General features: G+C 71.8%; 14 protein-coding genes, 1 tRNA gene and 2 pseudogenes. 9 read left to right on the forward strand and 8 right to left on the reverse strand.

Translation table 11 applies throughout. From position 1 onward, the window contains the following. The first annotated feature begins 194 nt into the window (after window positions 1-194). Both ACOV8S_RS00865 and ACOV8S_RS00870 read left to right on the forward strand, forming a co-directional pair. Window positions 195-270 (forward strand) — tRNA-Arg (locus ACOV8S_RS00865). A gap of 190 nt (window positions 271-460) precedes the next feature. Then, window positions 461-541 (forward strand): annotated as a pseudogene (locus ACOV8S_RS00870) (IS5/IS1182 family transposase); the annotation flags it as partial. A 59-nt stretch (window positions 542-600) separates the two neighbouring features. Here ACOV8S_RS00870 and ACOV8S_RS00875 read toward each other — a convergent pair. Both ACOV8S_RS00875 and ACOV8S_RS00880 read right to left on the reverse strand, forming a co-directional pair. Beyond that, window positions 601-1,491: a hypothetical protein gene (locus ACOV8S_RS00875; protein ID WP_448315686.1), complete on the reverse strand. Its 891-nt coding sequence runs from the start codon at window positions 1,489-1,491 to the stop codon at window positions 601-603. 402 nt (window positions 1,492-1,893) lie between these two features. Next, window positions 1,894-2,052, reverse strand: a pseudogene (locus tag ACOV8S_RS00880) (helix-turn-helix domain-containing protein); the annotation flags it as partial. A gap of 845 nt (window positions 2,053-2,897) precedes the next feature. Here ACOV8S_RS00880 and ACOV8S_RS00885 point away from each other — a divergent pair. Continuing rightward, entirely contained in the window at window positions 2,898-3,509 is a 612-nt protein-coding gene (locus tag ACOV8S_RS00885; protein ID WP_448315335.1) for a DUF4232 domain-containing protein, read from the forward strand. A gap of 464 nt (window positions 3,510-3,973) precedes the next feature. On the opposite strand, the gene ACOV8S_RS00890 is transcribed toward ACOV8S_RS00885, so the two are convergent. Together ACOV8S_RS00890 and ACOV8S_RS00895 are read right to left on the reverse strand one after the other, a co-directional pair. After that, window positions 3,974-4,279: a PIN domain-containing protein gene (locus tag ACOV8S_RS00890; protein ID WP_448315337.1), complete on the reverse strand. Its 306-nt coding sequence runs from the start codon at window positions 4,277-4,279 to the stop codon at window positions 3,974-3,976. Window positions 4,280-4,397: 118 nt separating this feature from the next. Next, window positions 4,398-4,670 carry a hypothetical protein gene (locus ACOV8S_RS00895; RefSeq protein ID WP_448315339.1) on the reverse strand — a complete coding sequence of 91 codons (273 nt, stop codon included), beginning with the start codon at window positions 4,668-4,670 and terminating at the stop codon, window positions 4,398-4,400. A gap of 621 nt (window positions 4,671-5,291) precedes the next feature. Between ACOV8S_RS00895 and ACOV8S_RS00900 the strand changes: the two genes are divergently transcribed. Next, the gene (locus tag ACOV8S_RS00900; RefSeq protein WP_448315341.1) at window positions 5,292-5,906 is read left to right on the forward strand and encodes a hypothetical protein; all 615 of its coding nucleotides are present in this window, start codon (window positions 5,292-5,294) and stop codon (window positions 5,904-5,906) included. Window positions 5,907-6,037: 131 nt separating this feature from the next. Here ACOV8S_RS00900 and ACOV8S_RS00905 read toward each other — a convergent pair whose 3' ends face one another. Then, window positions 6,038-6,361 carry a hypothetical protein gene (locus tag ACOV8S_RS00905; protein ID WP_448315342.1) on the reverse strand — a complete coding sequence of 108 codons (324 nt, stop codon included), beginning with the start codon at window positions 6,359-6,361 and terminating at the stop codon, window positions 6,038-6,040. Window positions 6,362-6,548: 187 nt separating this feature from the next. After that, the gene (locus ACOV8S_RS00910; RefSeq protein WP_448315344.1) at window positions 6,549-7,304 is read right to left on the reverse strand and encodes a formylglycine-generating enzyme family protein; all 756 of its coding nucleotides are present in this window, start codon (window positions 7,302-7,304) and stop codon (window positions 6,549-6,551) included. 1,160 nt (window positions 7,305-8,464) lie between these two features. Between ACOV8S_RS00910 and ACOV8S_RS00915 the strand changes: the two genes are divergently transcribed. From ACOV8S_RS00915 to ACOV8S_RS00935, 5 genes are all read left to right on the forward strand, one after another. Further along, window positions 8,465-9,127 carry a YeeE/YedE family protein gene (locus ACOV8S_RS00915; RefSeq protein ID WP_448315346.1) on the forward strand — a complete coding sequence of 221 codons (663 nt, stop codon included), beginning with the start codon at window positions 8,465-8,467 and terminating at the stop codon, window positions 9,125-9,127. Further along, window positions 9,127-9,543 carry a YeeE/YedE thiosulfate transporter family protein gene (locus ACOV8S_RS00920; RefSeq protein ID WP_448315348.1) on the forward strand — a complete coding sequence of 139 codons (417 nt, stop codon included), beginning with the start codon at window positions 9,127-9,129 and terminating at the stop codon, window positions 9,541-9,543. Before ACOV8S_RS00915 ends, ACOV8S_RS00920 begins: the two co-directional genes overlap by 1 nt. Window positions 9,544-9,777: 234 nt before the next feature. Then, window positions 9,778-10,134: a cupin domain-containing protein gene (locus ACOV8S_RS00925; RefSeq protein ID WP_351113105.1), complete on the forward strand. Its 357-nt coding sequence runs from the start codon at window positions 9,778-9,780 to the stop codon at window positions 10,132-10,134. A gap of 318 nt (window positions 10,135-10,452) precedes the next feature. Further along, window positions 10,453-12,171 (forward strand): molybdopterin-dependent oxidoreductase, encoded by a 1,719-nt coding sequence (locus tag ACOV8S_RS00930; RefSeq protein ID WP_448315351.1) that lies wholly within the window; start codon window positions 10,453-10,455, stop codon window positions 12,169-12,171. 110 nt (window positions 12,172-12,281) lie between these two features. Next, the gene (locus tag ACOV8S_RS00935) at window positions 12,282-12,944 is read left to right on the forward strand and encodes a fasciclin domain-containing protein (RefSeq protein ID WP_448315353.1); all 663 of its coding nucleotides are present in this window, start codon (window positions 12,282-12,284) and stop codon (window positions 12,942-12,944) included. 76 nt (window positions 12,945-13,020) lie between these two features. Here ACOV8S_RS00935 and ACOV8S_RS00940 read toward each other — a convergent pair whose 3' ends face one another. Further along, window positions 13,021-13,770: an anti-sigma factor gene (locus tag ACOV8S_RS00940; RefSeq protein WP_448315355.1), complete on the reverse strand. Its 750-nt coding sequence runs from the start codon at window positions 13,768-13,770 to the stop codon at window positions 13,021-13,023. Then, a complete protein-coding gene (sigK, locus tag ACOV8S_RS00945; protein WP_448315357.1) occupies window positions 13,767-14,351 on the reverse strand; it encodes an ECF RNA polymerase sigma factor SigK in 585 nt (194 codons plus the stop codon). Before sigK ends, ACOV8S_RS00940 begins: the two co-directional genes overlap by 4 nt. Window positions 14,352-14,403: the final 52 nt, after the last annotated feature.

The following is a 14,403-nucleotide window of genomic DNA, read 5'->3' on the forward strand; positions in this document are numbered from 1 at the left end:
GGCTCCAGCTCCCCGGACCCGCACTGCCCACAGCGCTCGCCCCTCGACTCCTTGTCCATGCCGCGGAGCCTAGGCCCACCGCCTGCCGTGGCCCACCCCACCGACGACCGCAGCTCACGCCGCATACACCCCTCACCCACGAGCCCTCACCCGCTACACTGACCCCGGCGGTCCGGCCCTCGGCCAGGCCTCCTGCCTTCGTAGCTCAGGGGATAGAGCACCGCTCTCCTAAAGCGGGTGTCGCAGGTTCGAATCCTGCCGGGGGCACCAGCGCAAAGGCCCCGGACCGATCATGGTCCGGGGCCTTTGACATCCACGTCCGACATCGACGGTGTCGGTCACTGAGCTTTTTCGAGGCGGGCTCCGATCAGGTGGCCCCGGCCAAGCGCAACGAGCGAGGGCCCCGGGCTGTTGATCAAGATGTCTGACGTCTCCATCACGCTGCTGCTCGGGGGCCTCGTTGGTCATCTGTCGTACCGCACTCGACCTGCCACATGTGCTCGTGGAGTGGCTCACCATGCTCATCGTCACCCGTGAGGGGACCGCCGCTGCGCTGCAAGTTCCGCCCGCGAGTCCACCGCACGGTAAGTGTGTGCGCCGTCAGTCGCCGGAGCTGCCGGTTGCCGCCTTGTCCTCGGCGGCGGTCATGGGGACCCAGCCACGGGGGCTCCGGTACCAGTAGTGCGGTAGCCCTTCGATGCTGGTGGTGCGGAACGGGCGGCCGTGATCATCGATGCGCACCGTGCCGGTTCGGCCCTGTGAGGACCAGTCGAGGTCGAGGTACCAGTCGCAGGTGCAGGACTCGGTGTGCGCGGCGAGCAGCAGGACCTCCGGCTCCCGCAGGGACACCTGGTAGGGGAAGTCGATCGCGGGGGCCTGTCTGTCCGGTTCGTTGCCAGGCATCGAACGGGCCAGGGGTCGGCGCGCGTCGAGGTTCACGGAGAAGTAGCGGGGGACGAGGATGGCGCCGCAGCCTTCGTACGTGGAGTAGGCGATGCCCCGGCGGGCGGCGGGGGTCGTGCGGTTGACCACGCGCACATGCAGTGCTTCCAGTATGACGGCGGCGGAGCCGCGCCCCTGCACGGAGATCCGCACATTCGTGGTGCGCCCGTGCACCGCTTCCTGGGACGCGGCCCACACCGCAGCGTCAGCCGGGATCGGCGGCGGCGGGACCTGCTGCGGCTGCTTGGCGATGACGTAGTCATGGGCGCAGTCGAGCTGCCAGAGCTGGGAGTTGGCCGTCCAGGTGAGCGGGGCCTGCGGCGGGGCCGTGCCGGCGCTCGCCCGGTTCTCCCGCGGCGGGGCCGTGCTGCCGGTCCTCGCCCGGTTCTCCCGCGGGCTGCCTTCGCTGTGCGTGGCCGACGCCGAGGGTACCGGCGAGGTGCCGGCGGAGGCCGACGGCTCACCGCCCCTCGAAGGGGGCCCGACAGCGGATGCAGTGAGGCCGGCGAGCGCGATGGCAAGTGAGGCCGCCAGTACTGTCGATCGCACCGGCCGTCGTCGAGGGCACCCGGCAGGGGGCCGCCGGCCGGCCGGTGAGGTCGGCCCCGGCCGTGGGCCGGCCGGTGAGGTCGGCCCCGGCCGTGGGCCGGCCGGTGAGGTCGGCCCCGGCCGTGGGCCGGCCGGTGAGGTCGGCCCCGGCCGTGGGTCGGCCGGTGAGGTCGGCCCCGGCCGTGGGTCGGCCGGTGAGGTCGGTTCGGGTGCCTCGCCCGCCGGGCCGCTGTGGCTCGCGGATGCCGCCGTGCTCGTGGTGTCATGAGGCGTCTGTGTCCGCCGGGCACCGGATGGGCGTGGCTGTCGCCGTGCCGCGACCGCCAGGATCCAACGGCGGTGCAACTCCACGCGTTCCTCGGGGGAGGCTCCGCAGAGCGCGGCGAACCGCTCGATCCCGGCGAAGTCCGTGGGAACCGCCTCACCGGCGCAATAGCGGTGCAGCGTGGAGGCGTTCATGCCCAGACGGCGGGCCAGCGCCGCGTAGCTACGGTCTGTGCGCTCCTTCAGACGCGTCAGCAGCAGCGCGAACTCCGCCACCTCGTCGTGGATTGCATCCATGCGGTCGTGCTCACATCCATCCGTTGGCCTGTGCCGTCATGTTCGGATCGTGGACGGCATCCCAGACACTCCCCGTACCTGAACGTCGGTACGGCTGGGATGGTTGCAGGGCTGCGCCATCCCTCTCCTCGGGACCACTCCCACCCGCGGCCCGGGGCGTCGCCTTCCGCGCCTCCGTCAGCCGGGCCCGCACACCGCATCGGACCACTCCTCCCGCCGCTGCACCGCGTGGCCCGGACGAGTGGGCGGAGGACGTCTCCGCGCAGGACGAGACAGCGGGCGATCACCCAGCCCGATCGGTTGCGCCCTCCGGGGCCACCACCGCTGCGCCGGGGCGGCTGCCCATTCACCCGATGCAGCCTTCCCCGAAGGGTCCGGCACCGCCACCACCACCGGGCTCTGGGGCAGGGCCGTTGGCCGGGCGTCGGCCGGGGCGGCGGGCGCCGGCCGAGTCCACCGGGCGTCCGGACGCCGACCTCAGGGAGTTTCCCATCCCGGACAGGCATCCCAGGCTTGCCTGTCTCTGCAGGTCGTGGGGGGTGGGATCGTCCCTCCGTTGCAGGTTGGGGGCAGCCGTTGTCCCAGGCCCACCTGGCGTCCGACGCTATGGCTGTCGCACCGGCTGAAGCGGCCGACCGCACGGCAGCACCACGCCCCCGACTCACCCGTCCGCCGGGATACCCAGTCCCTTTGGGCGCCCGGGTACAGGGGGCGGTCGCTCCAAGGGTGCCCGACCGCCTTCGCCCCGCCCCTGAGGTCCGAGGTCCGAGGTCCGAGAGGGAGCGGGTGGTGTGGCCACGACAGCCCGCACGCAACCTCATACCGATCAGAAGAGGAACACGCATATGAACATGAAGTCCCTTGCGGCCCACCGTGTGGCCGTGGCCGCGGGTCTCGTCCTGGCTCTTGGGTGGGGTGTGTCGGCACAGGCCTCCGCCACCGTGCCGCGGACGAGCAGCGGGAAGGCCGGCGATGCGGTGACGCACCGCTCGGGCGGCAGTGGGGACAGGGGCGCCGTCACCGCCTGCTCCCAGGAGGTCCTCGGGGTGTCCGCCGTGAAGGAGCCCGCGAACAGCGAGGACGCCAGGCACCTCCTCCTCACCGTCCAGAACACCGGCGCCAAGAAGTGCGACCTCTACCGCTACCCTCTCGTGCGGCTTGGTGCCGGTCGGACCACGGCCCCTGTGATCAAGGAGAGCGACCCGCACCCGGGGGTGCCCGTCACCCTCGCTCCGGGTGAGGAGGCATATGCCGCCCTGCTCGTCAACGGCCCCATGGATGAGTACGAGGCGAAGAGCATCACCCTCAACCTGCAGGGCCGTAAGCCCGGCAGCAGTGCGGGCAAGCCGATCGACGTCCCCATGCCCGTCGACACGCTGTACGCCAACGACGGTCAGCGTGTCACCTACTGGACGACTGCTCCCGGCTACGCCCTGGACTTCATCCTGTCGAAGTGACGGACCTCGATCGGAACCGCTTCCCAGCGGCTGACCAGAACACGCACATGACCTACTGAAACACCGGGTGAAGTCGGCCGACTAAGCGTGACACTCGGCGCTGGTCGATGGCACAAGCCGGTGGCGTGGCTGAGGCCGGCGGGGGTACCGCGAGACACACGTGGGCGTGATCGGTCGGCGCACCCCGGCCACGCCCGCCGTTTGGCTGGTTGCCGTCGGCTGGAGTTCGTGCCACAACCATGCCGGATTCAGCGGTCAACCACGGTCAACGAGGGCGTTGCACGGTCGGGTTGCCGGCCACCACACCCGGTTTCGAAGTCCCAGGCCGGCCGGAGAGCTCTCCCACCTCGCTCCTAAAGCGGGTGTCGCAGGTTCGAAACTTGCCGGGGGCACCACCGAGAGGCCGCCCAGGCACTTCCCTGGGCGGCCTCCGACATCAACGTCGACGGCCCCTCACGGCCTGGTCAGACCAACTGTTCCCACGGGTTGATCACCATGGCGCCGGTTCGGGCCAGGTGCTTGATGTTGCGGGTGGCCACCGTCCACCCGTTGGCCAGGGCCGTGGCAGCGATCAGGGCGTCCGGTGGGTCGATGCCGGCGCCAGCCGATTTCAGCGTCTTGTGGATGCTCAGGTAAGCGGCCGCTACCGGTTCGCCGATCGGTGCGACGCGTCCGGCGTACTCGTGCCGTACGGCGACGAGCGCCTGGCCGTAGCGGGCCTTGCGCACGGGATCCACCGTGGCGACCACCCCTGCCTCGATCTCGGCCACGGTGATCACACTGAGGAAGCGGTTGGCCTGGGCGTGGACCGGAACCAGGCCAACACACGCTGGTCGGGCTTGGGCCGCGTCGTGAGCTCGGCGACGACGTTCGTGTCGAGCAGATAGATCACTCGGCGTCCGACTGCTCGTCGTAGGAGCGGGCTCCGAAGTCCATGCCCTCGAAGGGCCGGGACAGCAGGAACTCCTCGAAGCCGTCGTTGCTCAAGGCCACCCAGCGGTTCAGCATCTCGGGCAGAGCCTCGATCTCCGTGTCGGCGAGCTCCGCATCGAAGTGCCTGCGCTGGTCGTTGGGCAGGGATTCCCGGATGTCACGGATGGTCCGCAACGGGTGCGCCGTCGAGTGCGGCGGGTGAGGAACCTCGCTCGAGGCGGTGGTCATCGGCATCCCCTCCGCTGAATCGGGCCGCGTGCCTCTGTTGGTCCCAGGTTAACGGCGTCCGGACCGTTTGCTCAGCCCTTCGAGAGCCACACCACCTACCGCAGCCAGAGACCGGCCCGTCGACACACCGAACGGCGGCCGACCTGGCCGGACCGCCCGCGGCGATCCCGGCATGACGACCGTCCGCAGCACACCTACAGCACACATGAGGCCGGGAAGTGCTGCGAAGGAGCGAGAACCGGCGAGACGCATTTCCGCAGGTCAAGCGCGTATCGGTGACGTTTGCCCAGGTCACGGCCCCGCCCGGAGGGATCACCTAAAGCGGGTGTCGCAGGTTCGAATCCTGCCGGGGGCACACAGAGAAGGGCCAGCGCAGGAGGGGTTTCCTCCCAGGCTGACCCTTAGCAGTTTCAGGCGCCGTGCCACGCGTACCACTACGTCCGCTCGGCTTCTCCTCCGGCAGAATCCGCAGCCACTCCCCGCCGCCCCGGGGCCAGCTTCCCAGGCTGCGAGCACGGGCTCGGCTGCACTCCTTGCGGACATCCCAGCAGTGTTCCGGCAAGCATTGCCAACGGCCGATGCGCAGGCACCACGCTTCGCCGACCTGGCAGACTGCGACGCATGAAGCGGTCCGCTCAGCTGCCCTTGACCCCGCGTGCCATGCCGCCGCTCCGCGGCGACGAGTCGATCGTCGGCGTCCAGGACGCGACCGTGGTCGACTTCTGGCGGTTCGCCATGCCGGACCTCCGTATGAACAACACGCGCGGCCTGTTCGCAGAGTTCTTGGTCCACCAGGCGGTCGGCTCCCACAAACCCCGTGTGGAATGGGCGAGTCACGACGTCGAGACGGACGACGGACTGCGCATCGAAGTCAAGGCCGGCGCTTACCTGCAGGCCTGGGACCAACGGGAACCTTCCCCGGTCCGCTTCAGTGGGCTCCGCGCTCGCACATGGTCACCCGGTACGGGTTACTCGGAGGCCAAGTCGTACAACGCCGACGTCTACGTTTTCGCCGTCCAGACCGCCCGTGCCCACGCTGACTACGACCCGCTCGACACAGCCCAGTGGGAGTTCTACGTACTCCCCCACTCAGTGGTCGCCACCCTGGACAAGGACAGCGCCGGCCTGAGCACCGTTCGCAAGGAGGCCGGCCAGTCAGTGGCCTTCGCTGCCCTCGGTGACCGCATCCGGTCGGTCGGCCCCCGCCGCGGCGAGACCGGCACACCCACCAACTGATCAGCGAAGCCTGTGCCACAACCGTGCCAAGTGCGCCGCTCGTAGTACCACACGGCCTCGAAGGGGTGGTGCGTTTCCGTCGAGCGCTCAGACGCAGCCATTCCACCCCGGCCGTGAGGGGGCGGCGCGCTTCAGACGGTTGAGGGATCGGAGTGCTCCCGGCTTCCGCGAAGCGGCAGCAGCTGGCCGAGGGCGATCAGGAGCAGTCCGGTGAACAGGAGCGCGTTCCCGCCGAAGAAGCGGACGTCCCAGGAGACGCCGGGCAGGACGCGGAAGTGGAAGAGGCTCTGCAGGACGACGGAGCCGCCGGTGAGCAGGGCGCCGAGGCCGTGAAGTCGGGGCCTGGTGACGTGGCGGCGCGCCGTGGGCACGATCCACCCTGTCCGCAGCGTGACGATGCCCGAAACGAGCACCAGCAGCCCCAGGAAGGCGCCCGTTCCCACTACCCATGCCATGGTGCCGCTCCGCTCCGACCCGTGGTCCTTGGAGCGCACGTCACGTCCGGGCCCGGATGCCGACATCTTCGCCGGGCCCGGGGGTGTCTGACCATGCCGGGGCCAGGCAGTCTCCGTCCGCCTACGCTGCCGGCCCGTACCCGGGGGCCTCAAGGACCGCCGGACAGTGCCTCACCGCGCCGGCCCGTCAACCGCTCGGAACAGGGGCGACCGGGCGGACCGCCGTGAAGTCCTGGTAGGGGCCGCGGGTGGCGGAGAACAGGAGCGTCCATTCGTCGCAGCCCTGCCACGGGGAGAGGTCCCCGCCGCCGCCGCGCACCACCCGCGGTCCGTCCCCGGTGCGGGGGCGGGCGTCCGCCGGGGCGTCCGTGAAGTGGGGGATCCACACGTCGGCGCAGATCTCGTTGGCCGATCCCATCGCCGCCAGCCCGAAGGCGTTCTCGGTCGCGGCGGTGCGTTCCTCGTCGGCGAAGTCGTCGAGGACCTGGTCCTCGTCCGGCCTGGCGTTGCCGCGGAAGGTCAGGGTGGTCGTGCCCGCGCGGGCGGCGTACTCCCATTCCGCCTCGCTGGGCAGCCGGAAGGGCAACGCCCCGAGCAGGTCGTCCAGGTCGTCGTCGAATCGGGCCGTCCCCGTGTCCGATTCGACGAAGGCGTCCTCGTACTCGGGGAGCCAGTGCCGTGCCTGCGCCACCGTCAGGGGATGCCGGGCGATCAGGAACGGCTCGACCCGCACTTCTCGCACCGGCCGGGCCTGGCCCGCAGCGGCGAAGAAGAGATCGAGGCTCTCATCGGCCTCACCGATCCACTCGAGAGCACGGGCGGCGATCAGTTCCTCGTCGGACAGGCCCATACGGAACGTCCCACCGGGAACGGCGCGGAAGACCACGTCGGAGGGGGTGTGCCGCCACGCCGGTCGGCCGGCCACGACCTCTTGAGCCCACATGGGGGCGGACGGTAGCAGTCGGGCGGTGCGCCGGCCGGAGGAGGGAGGCGGTCCCTCCGCGGCGGCGCACACGTGCGCCGCCGCAGATGGACCGGTGCGGGTCGACCCGGACAGCGCCGCGGTATGCGGTCCCGGCGGACGGCGCCCGCATATGACGCATGGAAGATTGACAATTTCTTCACACGCGAATTCACGCTTTCATCACAAGGCATTCCGCGCGCTCACCGTCCCCGCGAACAATGGGCGCAGCATCGACACGGAAGTCGTCACCGACGCCGCGTGACGCCCCGAGCGGCGTTTTCGCCGCCCCTGAATGTCCTGACATGGGAAGACAAACAGGCATGGGCGGCGCATGGCACCACTCACTCGGCAATGTCGATCGGCTCCGGCGCGAGAAATTGCTGGAAAGTTGCCTGGAATACGGAACGGTGATTCCATCTCGGCCGGTCGGATAAACGGAGGCGTAACTCCGTTGCATGACAGGCCGTCACGGCGTCGCTTCGAGTTCGCGGTCGCCGCCGCGACGGCGAAGGCAGGAAATCGAGAACGGCGGCTGCCCTTTTTAGCAGGGTGGTGCGGCCGATCGGAGGAAGCGACGTGGGTTGCTCGCACGCCACAGGGTGTCCCCTGTTCCCGCTGCTCAGAGAGAGCCTGCGGGGCTGGCGCGACTACTACTGCGACAGCAACGACCAGTGGCTCGGCTGCGCACGCTACAAGATGTCACTGACCGGTGAACGTGTGCCGATCAGCCTGCTGCCCAACGGGGCCCAGGCGCGGCATTTCGAGGACGCCGCCGACACGGGTGGGGCCTGCGCGCCCGCCGCGGGGCACGGCTTCCCGCAGGCGGCCGTGCGGCAGGAGCCGTGGTCACCGCAGGGCTCGTACGCGACTCAGTCGCCGCAGGGCGCGTACGCGGCCCAGCAGCCGCCGGCCCAGCAGCCGGTTCGGCCGGCCGCGCCGTCCGGGCACCGGGTCGCGGCTCCGGAGAGCGTCACTCCCTGGGCGACGGGAGCTCCGGCGATGCCGCTCACGCTGGGCCGGCCGGCACCGTCCCCCTACGCCTCGCAGGATCACGCCGGGTCCGCCCGGCAGGCACCGCGGGCGGCCCGCGCGAGGCGTGGCCTGTGGGCTCGACTGACCGATTGGATGAGCCGACCCGCATGACTACCTACTGGCCCTGGTGGGCGGGTGCTGTCGGGCTCGCCCTGGTCACCGTCTACTACGCCCTCGCCACCGACCGGTCCTTCGGTGTGTCCTCCGCGTGGGACCGCGTGGTGCACTGGCGGCGCGAGCGTCGCCTCGAGCGGATGGACGAGGAGTTCGCCGACGACCGCGCTCTCGTCGAGGCGCTCGCCGCGGCCACGGCGGAGCACTTCGGCACCGCGCCGTCCCCAGCCCCGTCCTCCGCGCGGCAGCATCCGTACGGACAGCCGGGAACGCTCCAGGTGGACGTCGAACCACCGGTGAGTGCCCCTCCCGCGGCCACGAACCGGCGCCCGGCGCCGCTGTTCACCCAGGCCACCCTGCTGATATCGATCTTCGTCGGCGGGCTGATCGCCGCGGTCACCTCCGGACGGTTCGAGCTCCGCCTCGACATGGGCCCGGCGTTCCGGGACCTGGTGACCGCCGATCCGCTCCTGATGACCGTCCTCCTGTTCGTGGGAGGCGTGCTGGTCGGCTTCGGTACGCGGCTGGCGGGCGGGTGCAGCTCCGGCCACGGGCTCAACGGCTGCGGCCGTCTGAGCCCGGTCAGCATCGTGGCGACCGCCGTGTTCTTCGGCACCGCCGTCGCGGTGTCGTTCCTCCTGTGGAAGGTGATCTGATGCGTACCCGGGGCGCGCTTCTGCTGGCCACCGTCGTCACCGGACTGGGCCTCGGCTTCACCGTCGCCAACATCGGCTTCGGCGACTACGCCGAGCTGAACCGCATGTTCACCTTCCAGGACCTGCGGATGTTCCTCTCCTTCGCCGGCGCCGTGGTGATCATCGCGGTGGCGTTCGCCCTGCTGCGGGTCCGCCGCACGCCCGGACGGATCCACGGTGGCGTGGTCCCCGGAGCAGTGCTGTTCGGCACCGGCTGGGCGATCTCGGGCGGGTGCCCGGCCATTCCGATCATCCAGGTGGCCGGCGGATACCTGCCGGCCCTGGTGACCATCGTCGGCGTCGTCGTCGGCATGCGGCTGTGCCGCTGGTCCAGCGGCCGGTACTTCCAGGTCGACAGCGGTTCCTGCGGGCTCTGACCGACGGACCGAACGGTGGCGTCGGCGGAAGGGCCGGTGCGGGGGGTGAGAGCCTTCCGGACCGGCCCTTCGTGGTGCGGATGCCGAATACAGGGTGCCGGATGCCGAGTGCGGCGCGGCGCGGAGCGGGGCGGTGACACCGCGGCTCGGGCAGCGGGCCGGAGGTCGGCACGACGTTGCACATGGGGCCGGACGGTGCACACGATGGATGTGTGGCTCAAAGGAGGCATCGTCATGTTGGAGGTCAAGACCCCCAGTAAGCCGGACGAGCACCGGGACTTCCCGCACGGTCACCTCGAAGCGGTCCACCTTTCGGAGCTGGACTGCGCGGTGGCCACTTTCGAGCCCGGTTGGCGGTGGTCGCGGGACCTCGCGCCGATAGCCGGGACCGACAGCTGCCAGGTCCACCACAACGGGCTGGTGGTGCAGGGCCGGATGCACATCCGCATGGACGACGGCGCCGAGTTGGAGGTCGGCCCCGGGGAGGTGTTCGTGTGCTCCCCCGGCCACGACGCGTGGACCGTCGGCGACGAGCCCTGCACGGTGTACGACTTCGCCGGTCAGATGGCGAACAGGTACGCGAAGTCCTAGGGGGCGGCATCCGGAGGTGCCGTCCGCCGGCGCCGGGAGCCCGGCGTCGACAGCGCTGAACCGTGGCCGGGGGCGGGTGTGTGCGAGGTGTGAGGCCTCGCGGGCACTCGCCCCCGGCCTTCGGCGTTCGCGCCGACCGTCCCCGAGGGGTGCCGCCCGCTCCCGGGGCCGCCGTCCGTCCCCGGGGTGACCGGGCGGGCGGTCGGTCCTCAACCGGGGAATTCGTTGCGGAACGCGTGGCGGATGGGTCCGGAATTTCTTTTCACCTGATCAGGTCGGGGACCAATCCGCCCCCGGGGGCGGTACCGGATTCCCGGCGTGAGGGACGAGGAGAAGGATCAGCGGGGCCGGCCGGGGCCGTCGTCACGCGCGGTGCCGGGGGCGCTGAGCGGGCTGACGGCCTGTGCCGCGGCGCTGGCGGTGGCCGAGCTGGCGGCGGCGGCGGTGCGGCGCCCGCGGTCCGGTCCGGTCGTCGCGGTGGGAGGCGCGTCCGTCGACGTGACGCCCGCCGCGGTCAAGGACTGGGCGATCCGCCAGTTCGGCACCGACGACAAGCTCGTGCTGCAGCTCGGCATCCTCGCCGTGGTGTCGGTGCTGGCACTGGGCCTGGGCGTCGTGGCGGTGCGGTACCGGTGGGCCGGGATCACCGGCGTCCTGCTCCTCGGGTGCGTCGGGGCGGCCGTCGCCGTCGGCCGTCCCGACTCCGCCGGGGTCGTCGACGCACTCCCCTCCGCCGCGGGCGCCGCGACGGGGGCCGTGCTCCTGTCCCTGCTGGTGGGCCGCCTGACCGCGGCGACCGTGACGGTGCCCGCCGGATCCGCGGGACCTACCGGACCTGCGGCACCTGCGGCACCTGCGGGGCCCGACGCGTCGGCAGGGCCCGAGGGCGCGGGGCCCCGCACACCCGCGGCACCCACGGCACCCGAGTCACCCGCGACCCCCGAGGGACGGAACCGGCGCGGCTTCGTCGTCGCCGTCGCGTCCACCGCGGTCGGCGCGGGCGTGGCGGGGATGACCGGCCGGGCGCTGAACGCCCGGCACGGTGAGGGCGCGGCCGCCTCGCGTGCCGCGGTCGTGCTGCCGCGTCCCGGGTCGCCGGCACGGGCGCTGCCCAAAAGGTCCGCGCTGCGTGTCGCCGGGGTCGGCCCGTTCGTCACCCCGAACCGGGACTTCTACCGGGTGGACACCGCCCTGGTGGTGCCCGAGGTGGACGCCGCCCGCTGGCGGCTCCGCGTGCACGGCAGGGGCGTGCGCCGGCCTGCCGTGTACTCCTTGGACGATCTGCTGCGCCGGGAGCTGGTCGAGCGGGACATCACGCTGACCTGCGTCTCCAACGAGGTCGGCGGCCCTTACGTGGGCAACGCGCGCTGGACCGGCGTCCGGCTGGCCGAGCTGCTCGCCGAGTGCGGGGTGCGGCCGCCGTCACGGGGCGGCCCGGCGGACCAGCTGGTGGCCCGCTCGGTGGACGGCATGACGATCGGCAGCCCGGTGGAGGAGCTGATGGACGGCCGCGACGCCCTGCTCGCGGTCGGCATGAACGGCGAGCCGCTGCCGTTCGCGCACGGCTTCCCGGTGCGGATGGTCGTCCCCGGCCTGTACGGCTACGTGTCCGCCTGCAAGTGGATCGAGGACATCGAGCTCTCGACGTTCGCCGACCACGACCCGTACTGGGTCAGGCGGGGCTGGGCCCGCAGGGCGCCGGTGAAGACCCAGTCCCGGATCGACACGCCCAAGCCGTTCGCCCGCCTGGGGACCGGCACGGTGATGATCGCCGGCGTCGCCTGGGCCCAGCACCGGGGCATCGACAAGGTCGAGGTGCGGGTGGACGACGGTCCCTGGCAGGAGGCGCACCTGGCCGCCGAAGCCACCCGCGACACCTGGCGGCAGTGGTCCCTGCCCTGGCCTGCCACCCGGGGCAGCCACACCCTCACCGTGCGCGCCACCGACCGGGACGGCCTCGTGCAGACCGGCAGACGCACCCGCACGCTCCCCGACGGCGCCACCGGACGGCACACCGTGGTCGTGACCGTGGAGTGATCCCCCGGCCCCGCACAGCCCCGCCCTTCCCGAACCACCTTCCGTGACACCCCCTTCCGTGACACCCCAGGTCGCAGCAGAGCGCTGCGCCGTTCCGACAGGAGAACACGATGAACACCCGTATCCGCCGTACCACCGGTCTCCTCGCCGCCGCCGCGGTGCTGCCGCTGACGCTGAGCGCCTGCTCGAGCGACAGCGGCGACGCGGAGGCGGCCGGCTCCTCGAAGAAGGCGTCGGCCGCGGAGAGCAGGGGCGGTGACGAGGGCATGGGCGGCTCGGCGACCGCGAGCGGAGCGGACCAGCCCTTCGGCCCCGCCTGTTCCTCCGTCCCGAAGGACGGCCCCGGCTCCTTCGAGGGCATGGCGATGGACCCGGTGGCCACCGCGGCCTCCAACAACCCGGCCCTGTCCACCCTGGTGACGGCGGTGAAGAAGGCGGGCCTGGTCGACACGCTCAACAACGCGCAGGACATCACCGTGTTCGCCCCGACCAACGACGCCTTCGACAAGATCCCGAAGAAGACCCTGGAGGCGGTGCTGAACGACAAGGAGCAGCTGACCAAGATCCTCACCTACCACGTCGTCGGGGAGAAGCTGGCGCCCGCGGACCTGGAGAACGGCTCCTTCACGACGCTGGAGAAGTCGAAGCTGACGGCCTCCGGCTCGGGCGAGTCCTTCACGGTCGGCGACTCCGCCAAGGTCGTCTGCGGCGGGGTGAGGACGGCGAACGCCCACGTCTACATCATCGACTCGGTGCTGATGCCGGCGAGCTGACGCCCGGAGCGCGTGAACGAGGGGGGAGCCCGGCGGTGGCCGGGCTCCCCCCTCGACGTGCGTCGGGCGCCCGGCGTCAGGTCGGGACGCCCAGCAGGGCGACCGGCTCCGAGGTGGGCCGCTCGGAACCACCGGCAGGCTCCACCGTGATGCCGACGCCCGAGGCGTCGTCGACCGCGCCCCGCATGAGCATGGTCTGGCTGTCGCGGCCGGGGTCCATCAGGCCGGCCGAGCGCATCTCGGCGCCGTCGGCGAACCAGAGCTGGTAGACCTTGCCGGGCGGCGGCGCCGCCATCCTCGACGCGACGAACACCGCCCGGTCCTGCTCGGCGGAGACCACCAGCGTGCCCACCCCGCCGGCGACCTTCGCCGAGCGCGAGGCCGCGTCGGGTGCGGCCAGCACCGCCGCCACCTCCTCGGCCCGCCGTTCCGCGAGCGCCGCCCGGCCCTGTGCGTCCTGGGCGCGCTCGTACTGCCACACGGCGGCGCCGCCGAAGGCGGTCGCGGCGGCCACGCAGGCGGCGAGCGCCCACCGGGCCAGGCCCTGCCCGCGCAGAACGCCGGTGCGCGGGCGCTGCGGGGGCGCGGCGTCGGGCGGCACCTGGCGCACGGTGGTGATGCGCCGCAGCACCTGCTCGCGCAGGGCGGGTTGGGGGCGCACGGTCGCGGCGAGGGCGAGGCGTCCGGCGGTGGCGGTGAACTCGGCCACCTCCTGCGCGCAGGTCCCGCAGTCGGCGAGGTGGCGCTCGAAGGCGGTCCGTTCGTCGTCGTGCAGCGCGTCCAGGGCGTACGCACCGGTCAGGGCGTGCGGGTCGGTCGTGGTCACGCGGTCACCCCCAGGCAGTCGCGGAGCCGGATGAGTCCGTCGCGCAGCCGCGTCTTGACGGTCCCGAGCGGGAGGGCGAGCGCCTCGGCGACCTCCCGGTAGGTCAGGCCCCGGTAGTAGGCCAGGGTGACCGACTGGCGCTGCAGTTCGGTCAGGGTGCGCAGGCAGCGGCGTACCTGCTCCTGCTCCAGGCGCGTCTCGACCTGCTCGGTCACCTCGTCGTAGGCGGGCTGGTGCCCGAGCAGGGCGGCCTTGGTGTCGCGGGCCGCCGCGGCTTCCACCGAACGGACCCGGTCGACCGCCCTGCGGTGGGCGAGGGTCAGGATCCAGTTGACGGCCGTGCCGCGCTCGGGGCGGTACCGCGGGGCCGTGCGCCACACCTCCACCAGGACGTCCTGGGCCACCTCCTCCGACTGCGCCCGGTCGCGCAGAACGGCCCGGACGACGCCGAGGACGGAGCCGGCCACGGCGTCGTAGAGCGCCGCGAAGGCCTCGTGGTCGCCCAGCGCCACCTCGCGCAGCAGTTGCTGCAGGTCGGGTTTCGCGGTGCGGCCGGTGGCGATGTGCACTGGTTCCTTCACGAATACGTCTCCCGTGGGCGTGGCGGGGCGGGCAGGGCAGAGCGTGCACGGG

The organism is Streptomyces sp. CO7, assembly GCF_053474865.1.

What these genes read in the sequence shown, in the direction of transcription:
- ACOV8S_RS00885 (WP_448315335.1), top strand. Translation starts at nt 2,898, where the DNA reads ATGAACATGAAGTCCCTTGCGGCCCACCGTGTGGCCGTGGCCGCGGGT.
- ACOV8S_RS00900 (WP_448315341.1), top strand. Translation starts at nt 5,292, where the DNA reads ATGAAGCGGTCCGCTCAGCTGCCCTTGACCCCGCGTGCCATGCCGCCG.
- ACOV8S_RS00925 (WP_351113105.1), top strand. Translation starts at nt 9,778, where the DNA reads ATGTTGGAGGTCAAGACCCCCAGTAAGCCGGACGAGCACCGGGACTTC.
- ACOV8S_RS00915 (WP_448315346.1), top strand. Translation starts at nt 8,465, where the DNA reads ATGACTACCTACTGGCCCTGGTGGGCGGGTGCTGTCGGGCTCGCCCTG.
- ACOV8S_RS00895 (WP_448315339.1), bottom strand. Translation starts at nt 4,670, where the DNA reads ATGACCACCGCCTCGAGCGAGGTTCCTCACCCGCCGCACTCGACGGCG.
- ACOV8S_RS00935 (WP_448315353.1), top strand. Translation starts at nt 12,282, where the DNA reads ATGAACACCCGTATCCGCCGTACCACCGGTCTCCTCGCCGCCGCCGCG.
- ACOV8S_RS00905 (WP_448315342.1), bottom strand. Translation starts at nt 6,361, where the DNA reads ATGGCATGGGTAGTGGGAACGGGCGCCTTCCTGGGGCTGCTGGTGCTC.
- ACOV8S_RS00910 (WP_448315344.1), bottom strand. Translation starts at nt 7,304, where the DNA reads ATGTGGGCTCAAGAGGTCGTGGCCGGCCGACCGGCGTGGCGGCACACC.
- ACOV8S_RS00920 (WP_448315348.1), top strand. Translation starts at nt 9,127, where the DNA reads ATGCGTACCCGGGGCGCGCTTCTGCTGGCCACCGTCGTCACCGGACTG.